General features: G+C 51.6%; 2 protein-coding genes. Both read right to left on the reverse strand.

Annotated features, from left to right (window positions below):
- Nucleotides 1–556 (reverse strand): hypothetical protein (locus XMG48_RS10180; protein ID WP_173481966.1); only part of this gene is annotated, 556 nt, incomplete at its 3' end.
- A 238-nt stretch (nt 557–794) separates the two neighbouring features.
- Nucleotides 795–19,901 (reverse strand): Ig-like domain-containing protein, encoded by a 19,107-nt coding sequence (locus XMG48_RS10185; protein ID WP_173481967.1) that lies wholly within the window; start codon nt 19,899–19,901, stop codon nt 795–797.
- Between the last annotated feature and the right edge of the window lie 59 nt (nt 19,902–19,960).

A 19,960-nucleotide genomic window follows, 5' to 3' on the forward strand; every position in this document is an offset into this window, starting at 1 on the left:
CGATGACATCGTCCAGTACTTCGCCGTTGCTCATAAGCGTCAGGGTTGGCAGCTTCGCGCCCGGTGTCACACCGACCGCTTCATCAAACACAACAGTCAGGGTGACTTTATCGCCAGGCAGGTAGTTACCGCTGACAACATCTACAGAGGCTACGCGCGGTGACACGAGGTCGTCAGCAATATCTTGCAGTGAGGTTTCAATAGTGACAGCAGCGCCAGCATTGGCAGTAGAAACGATCTGGCTATTAACACCTGAAGTGACAGTGGTCGCAGCGACAGAACCATCAGCGGCGAGAACTGATGCGCCATTTAAAGCAAAACCGGTGACTGACAGAGACGGGGTAGCGTTGTCAGTATCCGATACAAAGTAGTTGAATGTCAGTGTGGCGTCGTCGGTTTGACCGGCGTATGTCGCAATCGCGCCGTTAGACAACGAAAGAAAAGGCACAGCGCCGTTTGACACTGTGACACTGTCACTGAACGTTGCGCTGATAGGCACAACGGATCCGGAATTGTAGCGCGCTGATGGCACGCTGAAACCTGAAAGAAAAGTCATCTCTACCCCTAGATTTGCTCTTCGTTTAACTTCATTCGCCTCTGGCTAATAGTGACAACTAGTGACACCAATCCAACCAGGTTTGTCATTATACTGACAATTTGTCACTGATGTCAAACATGTCAGGTATTTTTTGTCACACTCGACTATGTATGACATGGGGTAGATATGCGGGGAACTACTTTAGGGCATAAAAAACCGCCCCGAGGGGCGGCTGTTGGATTCACGGATAACTGAATTACCAGTTGAACTCCCAGGTATCAACCTGTTGGGTTTCTGTGATGTGCGTCACCTTAAGCCCAAGCGAGACAGATCGATCTGACGATGCATCGTTGCCAGCCACATCGACACCGGCAAACGTGACTTCACCACTGGTAATGTCGCTTCCGGTTACTGCGTGGGTCGACACAACCACACCGTCGACGACTAACTCAAGCGAATCGCCTTCGGCTATATCGACAAGCTTAATGACGATATCAGGGGTAGCGTCCGCGTTAACACCACTGTCATCAACGGCGGCGTTAGTTCCGTTATATACAGTATTCGTACCGGTTATTATTTCCTTGAATACTGCATCTGCCGTGTCCGTAGGAGATGCGTCAGTCACAGTTACAGCGTTACTGCTAGTGGCTGAAAGATTACCCGCTTCATCCATTGCATAAGCGTAATATGTACCAGCCGCCAGGCCTTCGGTAGACAGATTGGTATCTGTGTTAGTCGACGTAATGGCGACCCGGTTAACTTTGTCATCTGCCAACGCGACTATATCAGCAAAGGTCGAGATTGCATCGTCGTTATTGTCGTTGATTAGATAGACAAAGCCTTTCTCATCTGACTGGACAACAACATCATCACTAGCATTACTCACAGATTGAGCAGCCATGACAAGGTTAGGATTCGTTGTGTCAACAACAATAGTCGTGCTGTACTCACTGGTCGCATCGTTTCTGACTCGAATCTTCAGGCTGGCACCGTCAGTCAACGCAGAGGCAAAGGTTATCATCTGCCACGGCCTGTTGTCGGAGAGGTAGCCCGAGTTCGAAATACTCGAAGAGGTCCAACTAGAGCCTCCGTCAAGAGAGTATTCAATCTGCTTGTTGTAGAAACCGTCAGGAGCATTGGCAATCGATACAATTGCTGACTCAATTGTTTGGGACGATATATGATTATCATCGAATGTAATCACTTCAGCGCTGTCGATCGTCACCGCTCCTAGACCGTTACTCAGCGTTATATACCTGCTACTGGAAATGGCGGGTGAAAAATCAGTGAAGCCATTTATGGCATCTGCCAACTTTCCAACCATGCTATTGTTTCCAGTGGCGCCACTAAGCGGGAAGGTTACGACTCCCGATGTGCCACCTGCATCTGTATAACTCACCCTCAGGATATCACCGTCCGACAAGTCAACTGTATCAATGCCGTTACTGACCACGCTAACTGAGGCACTCACCATTATCGGCGTGTCCGAGATCAACGTAACATCTAGTTCAAGCGGTTCAGGTACCAAATTGAAAGATTGGTGTGCAGCCGAACCCTTGTTACCCGCCACGTCAGCGATGCTTGCAAGCAGAGTAACCGCCCCACTCTGTCCTGCGAGATCAGACGAAGTCAGGTCGATATCAACATACCCATTTGTGATGTCATTGGCTGTCAATTCTATTGTTGTTAAGGCACTAACGGAGATCTCATCCACCGAGCTCTCGCGATCCAACGTCACAAGGTTGTTCGTCAGGGTAAGCGGCTCAGTTTGATCTACTGGCACGGTAAAGCTGATCTTCGCGCCGGATGAGCCCGGAGTTCCGATCACGGTGATAGTGATTCCACTATCTACACCACCCTGCAATAAGCTGAACGAGGTGCTGCTATCGAACATTGGATAAGAGACGTCATACTCATAGGTGTTACCACCGACCAATGACGGCGCACCACTAACTGACACATCGGACGCGTAATCGTTGATCGTTTGACTAGGTTGAGTAATCACAACAGCCGGCGTGCTTGCGGGTAGCAACACCTCGCTCCACGATGAGCCGTCCCACTGTATGAAATAGGCCTGTGGATTATCCAAGGTACCACGAGCCGCATTATCGTAGTAGCGCGCGCAGTGATAAGTGATGGCTGTATTCTGCAAAAACTCGTTTGCATTTATGAGGTTTATTAGATCGTTAGAACCAAAATACTCATCAAGATATAGACCCGATATAGGTTCTCTGTATCCTGCCGCGGCAAAGGCTGTATCGGTCATCTGATCTGCCGCAGTAATGATGCCATCACCATCTGTATCCACAGCATAAAATGCATCGTGCACGAGATGAGCTTCAATTAGCTTCAAGTTATGCGATGAGTTTAGCGTATAAGTAGTCACATCTGGCGATGCATCGTCGTAGGTTAGATACTCCTTCATTGTCCCGACAACGTTCACGCCACTCATTGCAACGCTGGCCGTAATGGTCTGAGCACCGTCGGCACTATCAAGTTGCACGTAGTCACCGGCACTCGTGCTGCTCGTATCCAAATTGACTCGAACGGTACCACCAGTGGAGTACAAATCGACATCTGTAATGCTCAACGGAGCAGTTACAGGAGCCGTCGTATCAAAAGTTATTGCCTGAGTGAATTCGGCTCCAGTGTTACCCGCCGCGTCAGACACCCGGAACTTCACAGTGGTATCACTGTTGAGATTCGCATCGCTAAAGCTCACAGCAGTAGAACTGATAGCAGTTGCGGCGACCTGGCTCCATGCAGCACCATTCCAGTACTCTAGAATTTCACCAGTAGCCAAGGCTGCCGAGAGTGTCGCACTGATTGTGAGGCCATCTACATCATTGGTGATGAAATCGCCTTGTACCCCCGAGTCATCACTGATAGTTATCGCAGTGACAGCCGTCGTGGGTGCTGTGGTATCCAGCGTGAAAGTAAGGCTCTGACTGGCAGAGACATTCCCGGCAACATCAGTCTGTCGAACCTCAACAACATAAGCTCCATCGGCCGAACCGTCGGTTGCCGGAGCGGTGTAGGTTTCACTCCACGAACTGAACGCCCCCGCATCCTTCTGCACTCGATATTCAACAATAGCGCCTGATTCTGCATTTGCTGGTGCAGTAATAGCGCCAGAGTTAGTTACTGCATCTGAATCATTGCCGGAGACACCGTTGGTACTGTCAACAGCCAAAGTTGCGTTTGGTGTAGCTACAGCCGTGTCGATGGTAATTAACTGCGAATCCACAGTTCCCGCCGTTCCGGCTGAATTCACAACCCGCATCTGTACTGTCGCTGTAGACGTTAAACTTGAGGCATCGTAGCTAACTGCAGTACCTGTTACTGAATCGCTGATATCAGTCCAGTCTGTACCGTTAGTTGAGAACTCAAGACGCTGGCCCGTTGCCAGCGCGGCATCAAGTGTCGCGGTGATGGTTAGACCGTCGTCGTCGCTGGTGATGAAGTCTGGAGTGGACGGTATTCCGGCTTTGACATTAAGAGCAGAAACGTCAATATCTGTCGCAGTTGGGCGAACCAATATCTCACTACCGGAACTGTAGAATTCATCTATCCCTACTGCAGCTTTCCACGTAGTTAACGCTGCGGGCTCGGGATTTCCTCCTCTGAAGGTCTGCAAAATCTGATATTGCAGAGTATAGATCGAATCACCCGGAGCCGGTACCGCAAAATCAGAGGTGTAAGTGGCTCCATTTAACTCCAATGTTAAGTAGTCACCAACCTGTACCGAGCTAATATCAATTAATACGTCCCCTTGCTGTCGATTGGGGTCAGTACTAACTGCAACAGCTAAATCTGCCATAGGCGGATATGCTGAGGTGTCATCCGAAATCGCATCGATCGTAACCGATGGAACTGGCAGAAGAGCGGCTAATTCCGCCGGCGTATCTGCGGCATTAACGCCGGCTGACACTGCCGCGGCGTTTAGCGCAGCAACTTCAGCGACAGCGACAGTACGGCCCAAGCCTATGGCGTTGTAATCATCGGCATCCGGTGCAGCACTGCCCTGATCGTCGATGTAATCCAAAACTACCTGCATCGCTGTCAATTTGGCGTGTGCCGCATCGAGCGCTGCCTGAATAGCCGATGCACTAAGCGTTCCGGTTATCCCACTGACAATCTCATTCGCAAGAGAAACAAGCTCTTGCGTCAAAGGCAGATCAGAAGATCCGTCGTTGTAGGTGTCTATGCCAAGAGCGAGATATCCAGTGAACGCGGGTAACTGAACCGTCGACATAGCCGTAGGATTTAACGCCTCAATAATAATGTTGAGGGATTGTACTCCCCAAACACCGGCGCTATCGATAATGTCCTTGCCAGCATTTGGTACGGACGGAGATGATTGATAATACTGCTCTCCTGAGTATCGTTCCGACACTACATAATCGGTTAAGCCAGCACTAGTCCATGCGTTTGGCAAACCGTTGAAAGCGTCGACAATTGCGTACAGACCGCCGTCAAAAGCTGGATTATCCTCATTTCCAGAAACCGACGTGTTCAAGTCAGTCGTATCAACTGAAATATCGGTACCAGTACCTCCCCTAATTGCTAGCGCAAAACGAGCACCATTAATCGTCGCATAGCGGTAGGTCACATTCGGACCTGAGCTTGGGTCAGGGTTAACATTTCCATTGACGTCTTCTTTGAAAATGTTCTGTGCTTCAGCCAAGGTCAAACCATCATTAGATCTTCCAACAGCGTTATCCCCGTTTCGGTCGAGCAAGTAATAGACTCGCCCACCATCAACGGTCACTGGCAAGATAAGATTGCCCAAACTACCCATATCAAATGTCGACGGTACGGGAGGTGTAACAAACTCTTCAAAGGCCTCCAGCGCGAGCGCAGCCGGCGTAATTGCAACGTTATTGGATAGCGTCACACTAGTTAGGCTATCTGAGTTCCCAGCCACATCAGTGAATTGGAAGTCCACCGTAACATCGCCACCAGCTGCCACTTCGGTATCGCCTGCCGAGACGATGTAGGTAGCTGAATAGGTACCATTACCGTTGTCCGTAACACCTTCTAGCGTTACACCATTGAACTTGGCTGCTGAGAACGTAATTCCAGTTTCGCCGCTCGCGGATGTAAGAGTAATTGCCACCGAGTCACCCACGCCGTAGGTTCCTGGAGCTACGCTCACCGACAGGTCAACTGCAGTATCTAGCGTCAGATTAATCATTTGCGTCGCGGTATTACCCGCAGCGTCAGTGTGCTTCACCTCAACCTTATAGCTGCCATTTGTGGTTGGCGCAGTGTAGGTACCAGCCCAGTCAGAGACAACACTGTCATCAGCTGCATTCAAAATGCGGTACTGCAGTGTATCCGAACCTGTATTTGTGGGTGCTGTAATGCCCGCCGTATCGGTTATGCCATCTGTCGCGCTGCTACCGCTGTCGGTGGTGATAAGCGCATCAGGCATTGGGATCGTTGAATCATATTCAAACGTGATTGTCTGAACTGTAGAAATGTTGCCCGCTTCGTCGGTCTGACGTACTTCTACTTTGTAGTTACCATCAGTTGTCGGCGCTATGTAGCTAGTCGACCAATCCGTCACGACAGCATCGGAGTTGTCAGCATCAAGCACACGGTATTCAACTACCGCCTGCGTCTCAGCATTGGTAGGCGCAGTGATAGCCGCACTATTTGTAAGGCTGTCATTCGCAGTACCTGAATCGCTTGTCAGCGCCGCATCGGTGGTAGCAGGAGGTGTGGTATCCAACACAAAGCTGGAAGTTGCTGCAGTACTTACGTTGCCTGCATCATCTGTCGCTACTACAGATACGGTGATCCTACCGTCGGTTAGCTGCGTCAAATCTGCAGAGGACAACTGTACAAATTGACCTCCGCCAGTTGCTGTCAGCGTTTTCTCAACTTCGTTGGAACCATTAGTGAAGGTTAAAGTGATCTCTGTGCCCTCTTCCGCAGAGACGTTGTAGAGACCCTCAGTTGCATTCAACGACGTGATCTCAGTTTCGGTCAATGCACCGGAAACAGCCCCATTAACCGCAAGACTTGGCGCATCTGGAACGACTGTATCAATCACAACAGGTTTCCCGGTTGGTACCGTCTCTTCACCCAGGGCATTACGAATCTTCAGTGTGATCGCCGCAGACTGGGTCAGCGTTGGATCAAGGTACGAGACAGACGTACCTGATACGCTAGAGCTAATGTCGACCCACTCACCTGCACCATTGAAGTACATAAGCTTGTGACCGGCAGCTAGTTCGGCGCTCAGAGTCGCCTTCACGGTCAAACCAGAAGTCTGGTTTACAATGAAATCACTCTCGGAGAAATCGGTGCTAATTACACCACCTAGTTCAATTTTGAAACCTGTGGTGGACATGTCAGCGCCGTCTCGGTCTCGGACATACAGGTTTCTAATCGAACCCGAGCTCGAATTGCTAGCTTGATAGCCGGCTGCGTAGATCTTTGCATTCAGCTGATTGTAAATATCGATGTAACTCGCATCACCGTTCCAAGTCGTATCGAATGTTGCAATTACTCCGTTTGAGTCACTTACCGTATACGTGCCAGAGCCAAAATCTTCGTAGTCAAAATAGATCGTATCGGAACTCGTGCTAACGCGAGTGTCGGATGGTCCAATCTCTCCAGATACATTTTCAGTGACCGTGTAACCAAGACTATCGAAGGTAATTGCCTGAGTCGGTGTTACTGGTTTCACCTCCTGCAATGCCACCGTCACATCAGTAGTATTGTTGAAGCTATCCGTGAATCCGGCTGTCACGGAGATAGTCTCAGTACCCGCAAACTTCGCATTTACCGCGGTGTAGGTGTCCATGTTATTGGCTGTCGACTTCGTAAAGTACGCAGCAAGCTCGGTATCGGTCAGTGCTGTTCCGTCAACCTTCACAACAACATCGGCATTCTCAGTTACCGTAAAGCCGTCATCATATGAGGCGTCACCTAAATTCACTACTGCGGTCAGAACTGGGGCATCAGGTGCCGTGGTATCCAGAATTCCTGTACCCGCCAGCTCGGTGGATGCGTAACCCAGGTTACCCGCCGCATCCTTAAGTGCGGCAGTAATAGAAAGGGTTTCGGTACCATCGAATGCATCGGTAATCGCCGTCGCGGTGTAGGTACCTGCAGGGCTTTCAATGATGTCAAAACTATCGGTAATGTCGGTTGAACCATCCATCAACACCACGGCTGCGGAGTGTTCGCCAACGATCGTGAGCACATTGCCGTCACTTGAAAGGGTCGGCTGGTTAGGACGATCGGCATCCAAGCTAAAGCTTGCAATATCAGAGCTGGTGGTTTGGTTGCCGGCCAGGTCGGTGGAGATCACCGATACTGTTATCGTGCCTGTGCCAAGGTTGTTTACATCCCCAGCCGTCAATACCAACTTCTGCGCGCTGCCATCATTGGCTGACAGTGTCTTCGTAACCGAAGTGCTGCTAGATGCATCACTTGTTAGGGTTACTTCGAGCGTTTCACCCTGCCCGCCTTGAACGGTAATGACACCTTCAGGAGCTGTGGCTTCTACGACACTTGCTGCATCATCGCTTATCGCCACTGGAATGACTACTGCGGGAGCAGACGGATCTGTGGTGTCGACTACGATATCCTGTGAGGCTGTTGCGCTGGCCTCACCAGAAAGATCCTTCACACGGATTTCGAGTGTGTAGGTCGCATCTGCGCTAAACGCAGTTGAACCGAATGCGATAGCGGTGCCGGTAATAAAGTCATCGGCAATCTGAGTCCAGGCACCATCATCAATACGGTACTCGGCCAACTGCCAAGCTTTCAGTTCAGCGCTCAGCGTTGCAGAGATCGTTTGAGCGCCGGTATGCGACGTGATGAAGTCAGTAGCAGAACCACCCGCATTATCAGCATCAAACGTATCCATGCTAATAGCGTCGATGCTAGCGACCGTCGGCAGTGGCTCAGCCACAAGGTCTACGAGGCTTTGAACGGCTGACTCAGTGAGCGTTGCTAGATCTTCACCGCTGTCCGTACCAATTGAGCTGTGCGCCAGAATTGCGTTCGCTACAGCGACATGACGCTCCTCCAGCGTTACCGCAGGTGAGCCAAAGGCGGTTATACCTGCATCTTGGTATTGCGCCAGCGACGGTGCAGCGACATCGACACCATCGGCTTGCGCGTACTCAGCGATTGCAGCTAGGGCTAATAGATGATACGAGCCTGTGGTGATCAGACCTTGGATATCGGTGAAACTGGTGTAAGTTCCTGACGCAGCATTTAGTTGCTGCAACAGAGCAGGAATTAGCTGATCCGTGATACGCGAGCCATCACTCAGTTCAAGGCCAGCTTCACGCAGATCATCGACATCAGGCGGAGTGTTGTTGCTGTCGGCAATATAGGCAGCGATTTTCGTCAGCGCGGTTGTCTGAGCCGTCATCACGGATGACGCAATTGCCGCGATCTCAGACAGATCTTCAACATTGCTTAGATCCGTTTCAGCGCCGAGGGCTTCGTTGAACAGCCTCAAGTTAGATGCATCGATGCTCAAGCCAAGCACCGCTGTATCGGTCTCTGACAACAAGACATCGGCTTCGTCATTGATCTTGCCTATTAGGCGATCTGTTACTGCAGTGAGTGCAGCGATCTGTGCCACTGTGGACACATCATTCTCATCCAGACCCGCAACGATCTCGCTGACGAGGTCGGCTTGCAGATCGGCCTGCGCATTATCTGCACGTAGGGTCACACCAACTCTGGTCAGATCTGTTGCAGCGATTGCGCCACTATCGATTGCTGCAACATCCAGAATGGTCTCCATGCTATCGAAAACAGCCTGGATTGACTCGCCCGTGGTCAGCGTCTCATTGGTTGATTTCAGGGCTGAGAGTACCGCATCCTCGCGGCCTGCAGTGACATCTAGACCCACATCTACAAATGTCTGGGCCCCCATAGCACTAGTATCAGCCTCTGCATCGCCTGCTGCAGCAATCAGCTGCCCATGAGTGGTGATGGCTATCGCCATCAAACTCTGGAGCGACGCCAGATCAGATACAGCACTCAGGTCTGTCTGCTGTTCAAGTACTGCCTGCAATGTGGAGAGGTTATCGGCAGTGATGTTGGTGACACCTAGATCTTCCAAATCGCTCTGAGCGATATCAGCTGTGCCTGCCACATTTGCAAACAGTGCCGTGGTAAGCGACAACAGTTCGTTAATATCAGCAACGCTTGCAAAGTCAGACTCATCCGCAGCCGCGAGAAGATCACTCACTAGGGTGAGCTGCACAGTTTGCGCTGTTAGATCAGCAACCGGTGTCAAACCAATGGCAGTCAGCATTTGCGCTGAAACGGCTCCTGTATCGCTGTCTGCGATATCCAACAGGCTATTAATCGCATCAACAGCGGCTTGGACGTTAGCAAGGGTTGTTGCACTGCTGGTGTTCTTCAATGCTGACAAAGTCACTGCCAGACGCGTGTCGTCTAGAGCGTCGATCCCCATGTTGGCAAAGGTTGTTGCAGTAAGCAGAGAGGTATCCGCACTGCTCTGCCCGGCAACAGCCGTGATGTCGGCGAAAGCTTGAACAGTGGTATTCAGTTTGCTCTGCAGTTCCGCCAGGGTTGAAACGGAGTCCACCGACCCAAGGTCGCTGAGCACCTTCTGTAGCGCCGGTAGGTTATCTGCGGTAGCTCCCTGAATACCCAAATCTAGGTACTCAGCGTCGGTCACCTGAATGTCAGTGTCACCGGCAGCACGTGTCAGAACGCGGTCGACAAGGTCAACCTCTACCTGCAGGTCAACAAGACGCGCAACATCGCTGAGCGAAAGTGTAGCTAAGAAATCTTGCAAGATAGCGACCTGAGCGGGTTGGGCACCGGCTGTCGCTGTCAATTCAACACCAATGTTGACGAGATCAGCCTCATCAAAACTTGGTGTACCGGACTGTGCTGTCGCTAGAATAGCGGTGTAGCTGTCGACAAGTGTCTGAACAGCAGCGAGGCCGGTCACCGTGTTACCAGTATTGGCCAGCGCGTCTTTAACGGCCAGAGCCATATCGTCCGCGGTTAGGCCCGTGATAGCGTCATCTGTGACGCCATCTACGCCCATTTCACTGAATGTCGCAGCATCAATAGCGGCTAACGCTGCGCTTGTATCCGATTGAGCTTGGGCTGTAGTTGTTAGCGCAACCACTGCATCAAAGGCATCAACCGCTGTCTCCAGCAGTGTTTCAAGGTTCGCGTATTGAACCACTGCAGCACTGCTGGTTTGATCAGCCAGCACCTTCAGCAGAACAGCACTTCGACTGTTGCCAGCGCTGTCGGCCAGCAGATCAGCAAACCCGAGTTGTGTTAGCTCCGCATCGGATATCGCGACGCTTTGCACATCGTTTGAATCTGCGAGTGATAGAACCTTCTCTACCGTGGCAACGTAGCTTTCGATCTTAGCGACTGTGTTTATCAGATTCGCCTGATCTGCCGCAGATTGTCCGTTTCCTACAGACGCAATAACCCCTTGCAACAGCGCTACCTGATCTTCTGAACGAGTCGCACTTAGGTTGGTGACTCCAATTATCTCAAACGCCTGTTCAAGTTCCGCAGCGCTTGGTTGAGCGCCGGTTGCGTAAACCGTGTTAAATACTTTGTTGTAGCTGCTGGCCAGGCTATCGATTTGAGCGTAGAGATCACCCTCAACTTCAAATCCATCGCGCACGCGCGCCAAGGAATCCAGTACTGCGCTGAGATTATCGGCACGCACTTCAGCCAAACCGATATCCGCAAATGCCTCGAGACCAGGTTCTGCCGCGTCAGCAGCCGACGAGTATGCGTGGATCAACGCAGATGCGGTGGTGACTTTGTTCACCAGCGCTTCGACGACGGCAACCGTCATCAGATCTATTGCGCCTAGTTCGGCATAACCGCTGGCGTTATTAGTGTCTGCGATGACTTGTAGCGTCGGATTACCCGAAGCATCGAGAACTTCAGCGCCTTCGCTATCAAGAACCTTCTCGTATCTTAGCGAGGTGTTGACGATGGTACTGCTTGCCGTGAACGTCGCTGTCCAGTTAATACCGTCGGTGCTGCTCCAGATTGGCGCACCCTCGGCAGCAGTGAAGTTACCGCCTACCAGTTCCAGTACGTCGTCTGGCAACTGCCCCACCCGCTCTGGGAAGCTGATCGTCACGACAGACGACTCCCCAGCCACCAACGCAGTTCTTGTGAATACAATGGTTGCCTGACCAAGCGTGTCAGCCAACTGATCAGCGAGTACGCGGTTGATCGCACCCATTTGGGTGTCATCAACGTTTTGAATATCCAGCGCTTCAAGCTGCGCTGTGGTAATACCTGAGGCTCCCTCTGGCGAACTCGTAAAAGTTGCCAAATCAGAGGTTGTTACCTGTACATAATCGCGGTTCAGACTGAGTGTGTCTGTCACCTCACCGACTCGCTCCCAAGTTGCAACCAGACTATCGCCTGATTCAGCCAAAGTGAGGGCAAATGGCAGATCGGCGTAGGCGTCCGCTGCCTGCAATTGCGCAAGCAGATCAGTGATGAGGTCGCCTTCGGACACATCTACCGTAAGTACAACATCACTAAACTCTAGACGGACTTGTCCTGGGGAAAGCTCAAATCCACTTTCAACAACAGTACCTGCAGGTGCGATTGCCTGTACAGCAAAGCTAGCAATATCGCCGCTCTGAACGACAGTCGAAGTGATTTCGCTGGCTGCAACAGTTTCAGTCAGGGTCGACTGGAAGGTTGAGTCGGGCTGAGGTCCAAAAGACTTGTAGAGCACTTGTACGTTGTTGCCGTCGGCAACCACGGTGTAGTTCTTAGCAGAATAACCAGGCTGCGCCTGAATTGCCGCGACCAGGTCACTGACGCTCGGGTTTACCACACCAGAGAGATCCAACGACAGTGCATCGCCACCAATATTGATCGCAAACACAGCGGGCTCTAGCGTGCCATCGGTGCTCACTGTCAGGCTTTGCTGCGCCTGAACCATGGCATCTGCCGTACCCGCTTGTAGCGCAGACAGATTCTTAACCGCTTCAGCTAGCGTGATAATTTTATCGCGGGTATCCACGGCGGTATCGCCATAGCGACCTGAGAGCCTGTCAAGAAGCTCATTCATTACAGCGCGCTCAGTAGCGGCAGTTGCAGGCAGAATATTATCGACGCTACCAATAATAAAGTCGTTGCGTGAAGAGCTCTCTGCGGGGTTACCCACCAAGTCAGCAGTGCTCGCTTGTACTTCGAATACTGCGCGAGGGTCATCAACCACAAAGGTAGGCTGGGGATCTTCGCTTTCGGCAGCAGCGACGGAGATCGCTTCGGTCAAATCTAACGACCATTCGAACTCAACGGTTCCATCTACAGTGTTGTAGGTGGCGCTATTGACAGTAAGCCCAGCGGGTAGCAGTGAATCGTTTATCACGACCGCGCCATCCACGATCTGCAGGAAGCTTGTGTCCAGCGAGTATTTGAAGCTATCGTCTAAGGAGTTGTTCAACAGCACATTGAGGTTGTCGCCTGGGCGAATACCCTCAATCGAGCCTTTTACAAGCAGGGGGGCGTCGCTTGAAGGCGCAGTAACCTCAGCAACTGGCGGCACGATGTCGACTGCTACTAGAATTGGGGCACTGAAGTCCGCCTCTTGCCATACCTGTGTTTCGCTTGCGGCTATTGCGAAGCTTACAGGGATACTATTGGCATCGCCTTGTAGCTCAATGATCTCCATCGGCACAGGCACCGAGATCGAGCCATCTTCAGCGATATGAGAGGCATCGATTACCACCTCAAAGATATTGGGCTGACCATCATGATCACCGCCAACGATATTACCCCAGCGCACAAAAATAGTGTCGCCAAGTTGAGCACCTTTAATCGGCAGCGTTGCTGTCTCGGCTTCCGCTAAGTTCAGACCAAAGCCCGAGGCTGCAGCGGCATCCATATAGGCCAGATCCATGAGATCGCGGTTTACGCCAACGGAATCGAGTGACTCGATGCTTGATGAAGCCTCGAGGGCTTCGACCAAAAGATCGGCACCGGCCTGTTGAATCGCAAAACCGGCTGTACCGTCGATGTTAGTGACAGGCTCAATCTGCTCTGCAAGCTCTGACAATGTTGCAGCAACAGAACCGCTGAGGCTGTCTCGCGCTGATAGCATGGCAAGCACTTGACCGTATTTAACAGATGCTTCGGAGACACCTTCTTCTCCTGGTTGTAGCAAGTCTAGGCCTGTATCCGCCTCAACTGCCGCAGCGTTTGTTACCGCTGGTGTAGTCGCAGTGATGTCATTTAAGCCAAAAATTGAACCAATACCTGCGTTGTACTGATCAACAGTTGCAACGTCGAGCTGAGCGTCAGGCCCATTGATCGCAAAGAATTTTGCAACGGCCAACTCAGTCAGAGGTGATACGGTCACGTCGACCGCACCCGGCCCAGTAACATTGAACATTGCACGAATAACGGTATCCAGGTCTTTCGCTTCACCGGTGTACTCGTCGATGTAATCAGGATCAGAATCCTCGTCGAGAACTTCAAGAATCACAGGTCCACGATAGCCCGCAGGGTAGGTTTCGCTTGGCGAGACTACGATGCTTGCTTTACCCGTTGCCGGGTCGATATTAATTACAACCCCATCTTCAAGAAGCGAATTACCCGCTTTGTCTAGCAGATCAATCTGAGCCGCGGAGTTGACGACGAGACCGAGCACGATCGATGGATTAAGCTCGAATGACTGAGTATCGACACGCTGCGTGTGACTGAGATCTGACTCAGAGAGGTTCTGAGCAAAATCGCCTAAGGCATCACTAGCGATGCTTACCTTCAGATCGGCATAGGTCAGATCGGGAATCTGAACGTCTACACTGAAGCGCGTCAGATCCATTTCACCCTGTTCATTGAGCTCAAAGCGGAAGTTCTCTGCTACTAACCCTGTATTCCAGCCGGGATCCGATTCAGTTGGCTGAGGCATCGCATGCAGGTTGCCATCAGAATCTTCGTAGGCACGAGGTGCAACCGAACTGCCGGGGATCTGAGCCAACTCGATCGAGAAGAAATCCAAAATCTCAGCTTCGTTATCAGCCACCAGCTGTGCAATTGCAGCAGTGTCCGATGGATCAATACTCTGGTCAGTCGCAAGAATCCAATCCATCACCTCTGAGAATTCAAAGGTGAAGCTAACGGCCTCTAGCGTGTTAACCACATCCTCACCGTCATCATTGGCAGTGAAGCTGTCGGTGGCAGCAGTAAGTTCCGGCGCTTGGGTATCGACCACCGCCGTGGTGTAGTTACGCTTATCGCTCACCATCTCAACAAGCGCGGGGTTACCGGCATCATCAGTCAGCACGGCTGACTGCTCTGCCAGACCGAGAACCTCTAGATCATCGCTGTTGATATCCCCCTCAGCGACGGTGTATTCAAATCGAAGGGTGTCTGTTCCATCTCCTTCGATGTAGTAAGCAAGCTGACCATTACTCAAGGTCAGTACTGGGCCATCGTAATCCTCATGACCTATTTGCGACTGAGTAACAGCGTTCAAGTCAACGTTGATGACAGAATCAAACGCCACTTCAAACGCAATCGTGGTGCCTGCTTGGTAGTAGCCGTCATTCGCTACATTAGTCGCAGCAGAGGCGCCCGTTGCGCTAGAAGTTGTCTCGACAATGCTGATTGTCTGCACGACCGGCGCATCCGTATCAACAACAACGAGGTTCGCCGATGTCAGAGACCCGCTCTTAATTCGGCTCACATCGAAGGCATTACCATCTAGGGCATTGCCGGCGGCATCCGCAATCACTCCGCCGTTCATCACTACGGCGTTAACTGCTAGCTCAGCTGCAGACTGGTGATTATCCAGTACGTCGTATCGGAACAGGAGTGTGTTCGAGTAACTGCCCGATACATAGCTGGCGACACCGCCATTCGACAGTGCCAAGGTAGGTCGGCCCGCCGTTGTATCGACTGAAACCCACTCAGTGGTATGCATTTTGATCCAGACTACATCACCGGTGTTGTACATGCCGATCTGTGCAGGATCCACCTCAGCGCTGTTGTACTGCGCCTCAATTGCACTGAAGCCAACAAGTGCCGGGCCCTCTGCGTCAACAATAACCGTGTTCTGTAGACGGTTAGACGATCCGAGCTGCGTTTGCGTCAGGTTACCCGCCTGATCAACAACCAATTTGTCATTCTCTAGGAAAGTGACAACCTGCAGGTCTCGGACCTGTGCATCACCCTCACTGAAGGTGTATTCAAAACGCCAGCTGTCAGTACCCGAGCCAGAGACGTAGGTCGCCGTCTCACCATTGGATAGTGTCAGCGTCGGCACTCGATCACTCGCCGGCTCATCGGCTCGATCCATTAGGGTCACCGCCTCAGAGAATTTAACGTCTAGGGCTAGCGTATCGCCGATAGCATAAGCACCGGCAACAGTTTCAATACCCTCGATGCGCGCGTTGACTGTATCAACAGGCTGAACCAGCACGTTAGAAGCAAGATTTGCGTTGAACGCCATATCAGCGACTGCACCATCAGCAACACGTACTTTTACCGGATCAGTGCTGTTGTCATTCGGTATAACAACGAAGCTGTACTCGCCTTCTGGCCGCCCGGAGTTATCAGGCGTTTCGAGACTGTCGAGATCAATCTCGCCGTTGAGAACATTGATCCAGCTGAAATCTTCAGGGGTGCCCGGGATGCTCGGTGCAATCGCAGAGTAACTAATCTCTCCCGTCTGCGCGTCGACTGTGCGTAACTGGACCGCTTCGGAGAAGTTGATAACGATACGGACTTCATCACCCTCACCGGCAATCCCTCGAAGGTCGGAGCGGATCTCTACCGTTGGGTAGGCACTGTCGAGTGTGTACGCAGCTTCCGCTGACGTTCCCAGACCATAATTTCCTGCCAGGTCCGACACCTGAGTCATATCAAGAGAGATAGACTGTTCACCAGCTTGAGTACCTTTGAGTGGTGTGAAACTACCCGTCCAGGTTACCCCGCCATCATCACTAGAGAGCGCGCCAAGCGAGCCATTTTCAAGATTGAAAAATTCGGGGCGCAGCTCTTTTACCGCTGCATCAAAGACGACTGTCAGCGTCGCCAACTCACCCGCACCGAGGGTCGCAGAGCCATCTGTATCTAGCAGGCTGATCTGCGTCACCTCTGGTCGCGAAAGATCGATCTGCACGCCACCCTGATCATCGGCTAGAGCGCCATCATTTGGCAGACTCAAATCGGCTGATTCACCCGCAACAACGCCGGTAAAACGGGCAAAGTTAGCGCGAAACTCATCGATTGCGAGCTGGGAAGCCTCGCCATCGGTTGCTCGTACTGTGTAACTGAAGACTAAGCGGTTTGGCGTTGAGGCTGCTGCATTGAATTGCGCAATTTCACCATTGCTCAGTTTCAGCTCTGGAGTACCCAGCGAATCGTCCATCGCAACGGGTTTGTTCCAACCCAACGCAATATCGATAATCTCGCCTGCCTGATAGTTCCCCGCGTTAACGGAGATGGTGTTGAAGTAAGGCGTTGCGGCATCAACGACGACATCAGAGCGGTACGATAAGCGGCTATTGTTACTCAGAATTGCCGGGTTAACTTCATTACCTGAGATATCTTTTAACAGCGCGCCGTTACCAATTAGAGCGTGGACATCGAGGTCTGAGGTGTCGAAATCGTTCGGTTGAACGACATATTTAAACTTGAGGTAACGGCTCTCATCGCCGCTTACATACTCAGCGACCGCACCGTTACTGAGCGCTAAGATTGGACTCCCGTTGGTGAAGTCGACATAAACGTTTTCGCTGAACTGAACCGTCAAATCGACCTCATCACCCGCGAGATAAAGCTTATCCTCAGCCGCGGTGATGGTTACGATGACCGGCGCGACACTGTCGATCTCAACGGTTCGCAGATCTGCCAGATTGGTACCGGGCTCTATCTGAGCTTTCGCGGCATTACCGGCAAAATCAGTAATAACTGAATTGTTGCGTACCAGAGCGAGCACATTGAGTGCATCTACCTGATCGTTCTCAACGACTGTGTACTCAAACACCAGTGTGTCGCTCTCACTACCGCTGATATAGCTGGCCTCTTGGCCGTTGTTTAGAGCGAGGAACGGACGGAAGCCGGTCGATGTATCAACCTTTACCTTTTCGTCATACTTCACCGCGATACGAATAGTCTCGTCCACTGTGTAAGGCGTAGTATCAACGGCAGTCACCGAAACAATCTGCGGCGGGATCACATCCCACGCGCGGGAAAACGACTGCTCCGCGTTTTCATTGCCTAATAGATCGGTCACTGTACCCTTGCGCAGCGCCACAGTGACTTCACCCGTTGGGTTATCAGCTAGCGGCTCTACCTCCAGCGTGTAGACCCGATTCGGGACTACCTCGGTAAAACCACTGGTCACTCGCAAACCGTTGGTAATTGTCAGGTCGTTGACATCGAAACCGACAACTTCTTCACCAAAATCGATGGTAAAGAGACGGTTATTATTGAACAGGATCTCTTGCGAGAAGCTGACTATCGGGCCTTGAGTATCGATGCTCAGAGGGTTTGAAGCGCTCAAGCCTACACCCGCGTTGCCAGAGTCATCAACGACCAGAGCGTTATCGAGTGTCAGCGTTACACCCTCTGCCTCCTGACCTAGGCTAGGGATGAATACCCCTTTCCAGACGGTTCTCGGTAGTTCGGTACCGTCCACCGCTACCAACGTATTCAGCGTTCCGTTAGAGACTGTGATAGCTGAGCGCGGATTCGATACCGGCTCAGCAAAAGTCAGAGTTACACCGACGGTTTCACCGGCGACAACCTGCGAGCTATCAAAGCTGATTTGTCCCTCTGGGCGGGTTGTGTCCACCTCGATATCGTAAGTAGTTGCAACGGCAGTAATATTACCCAGTGCTAGAGAGACCTGATCATTTGCATCAGCCAAAGAGACAACGTCCACACCATCGGCATTGAAACTCAGCACATCCAGGTCAGATGAGTCAGCGTCACCATCCTGAAGGGTGTAAATGAACTTGTAGGTGCGGGCATCTATCTGCGCAGCATAATTTGCAGTAGTGCCGTTACTCAGGCTGAGGTTCGGTGAACCATCGCCTTCAAAGTCGACCGGCTCAGAGAACTTAACCAGGAACTCAACACTGTCGCCGATAGAACGAACACCATTGGTCGATTGAATCGCGCTGATATAAGGGGAGCGCGCATTGATCTCAACATCGTTGAAGGTCGATAGATTATTTGCGCTGCTGATACGCAGATCGACATTTTGCCCCAAGGTGCCAACAAAAGCGCCATCGTTCTCCGCAACACCGAGAACCGTCAGATCCAACGTATCACGGTCGCTCGGTTTCACAACGTAGCGGAATGTCAGCGTATTTGTTCCACTTCCCCCTTGATAGGTGGCAAAACCACCATTTTTAAGCACGAGCGTCGGCACACCCTCGGTGGTATCGACGTTGACAACACCGGTCGTACGAACCGTCAGATCTAGAACATCACCCACCACAAACTGCTCGGTGTCGTTATCTAGATAGCGGACACTCTCGATCGTGATCGGCTCATAGGTCACTACATCCGGAGCATCTGGATTCTGGTCACCGAGTGATACAAATAGCGCGTCAGCAAGACCTGGCACTGGGACTTCACCCAGTCCGTTACCAGCTGAGTTACCATCACCATCAAGGATGGTACCGCCATTAAGTAGAATCGTCCCAACCTGAAGGTCAGCAACATTCATCGTCTCGGTAACAACAAACGAGAATGTGAGAGTCTGTGTGCCTGACCCTGCTGAGTAGACACCGAAAACGTCGAGTAGTTGTTCCCCATCGCTGGTCAGCGTCAGCGTGGGTGTACCGTTACGGCTGTTGACTAGCACAGGCTCATCAAAAACGACTTTGAAAGATACGGTTTCACCCACCAGGTAGTTGCCGCTGACAACCTCAACCGAACGGGCTTGCGGGAGAACAAGGTCGTTATTGGTTTCAGTGTTCCCAACGATGGCGATTTTATCTTGCAGCGTTAGGTTGGCATCATTTGCTAGGTCATCTGGGGTTGCACCGATCAGATAGACATCCCGGTCCTCAATCGCCACTGTGGTAACAGTAGAGTTGATAATTGCATCGCCCAAGTAGAATCCGTTAACGCTCAAGTCCGGCGTTGAATCGTCAGTCTCGGCTACGGTGTAACGGAATACAAAGGTATCATCGGAGTTTAACGCTGCAGTCGCCTCAGCGTCATAGATCGCCCAGCCGCCATTGGATAGATGGAGGTAGGTTAAATCCGAAGCCCCCTGGATAGAGACCACGTCATTGAAACGGGCCTCTATGAGCAGACTTTCATTGTAATTGGTCAGTATCTGACGCGCTGCAAACTGTTGAATTGTGATAGCCATTGTACTCTCCTTGCGCTAACAGCGCACTAGCCCTGCCACACAAGCAAAGCCGGTAAATT

Origin of the sequence: Marinobacterium sp. xm-g-48 (genome assembly GCF_013282925.1) — a bacterium.
Classification (GTDB): Bacteria; Pseudomonadota; Gammaproteobacteria; order Pseudomonadales; family Balneatricaceae; genus Marinobacterium_E.

Coding starts and splice junctions, on each gene's coding strand:
- XMG48_RS10185 (WP_173481967.1), bottom strand. CDS start 19,901: ATGGCTATCACAATTCAACAGTTTGCAGCGCGTCAGATACTGACCAAT.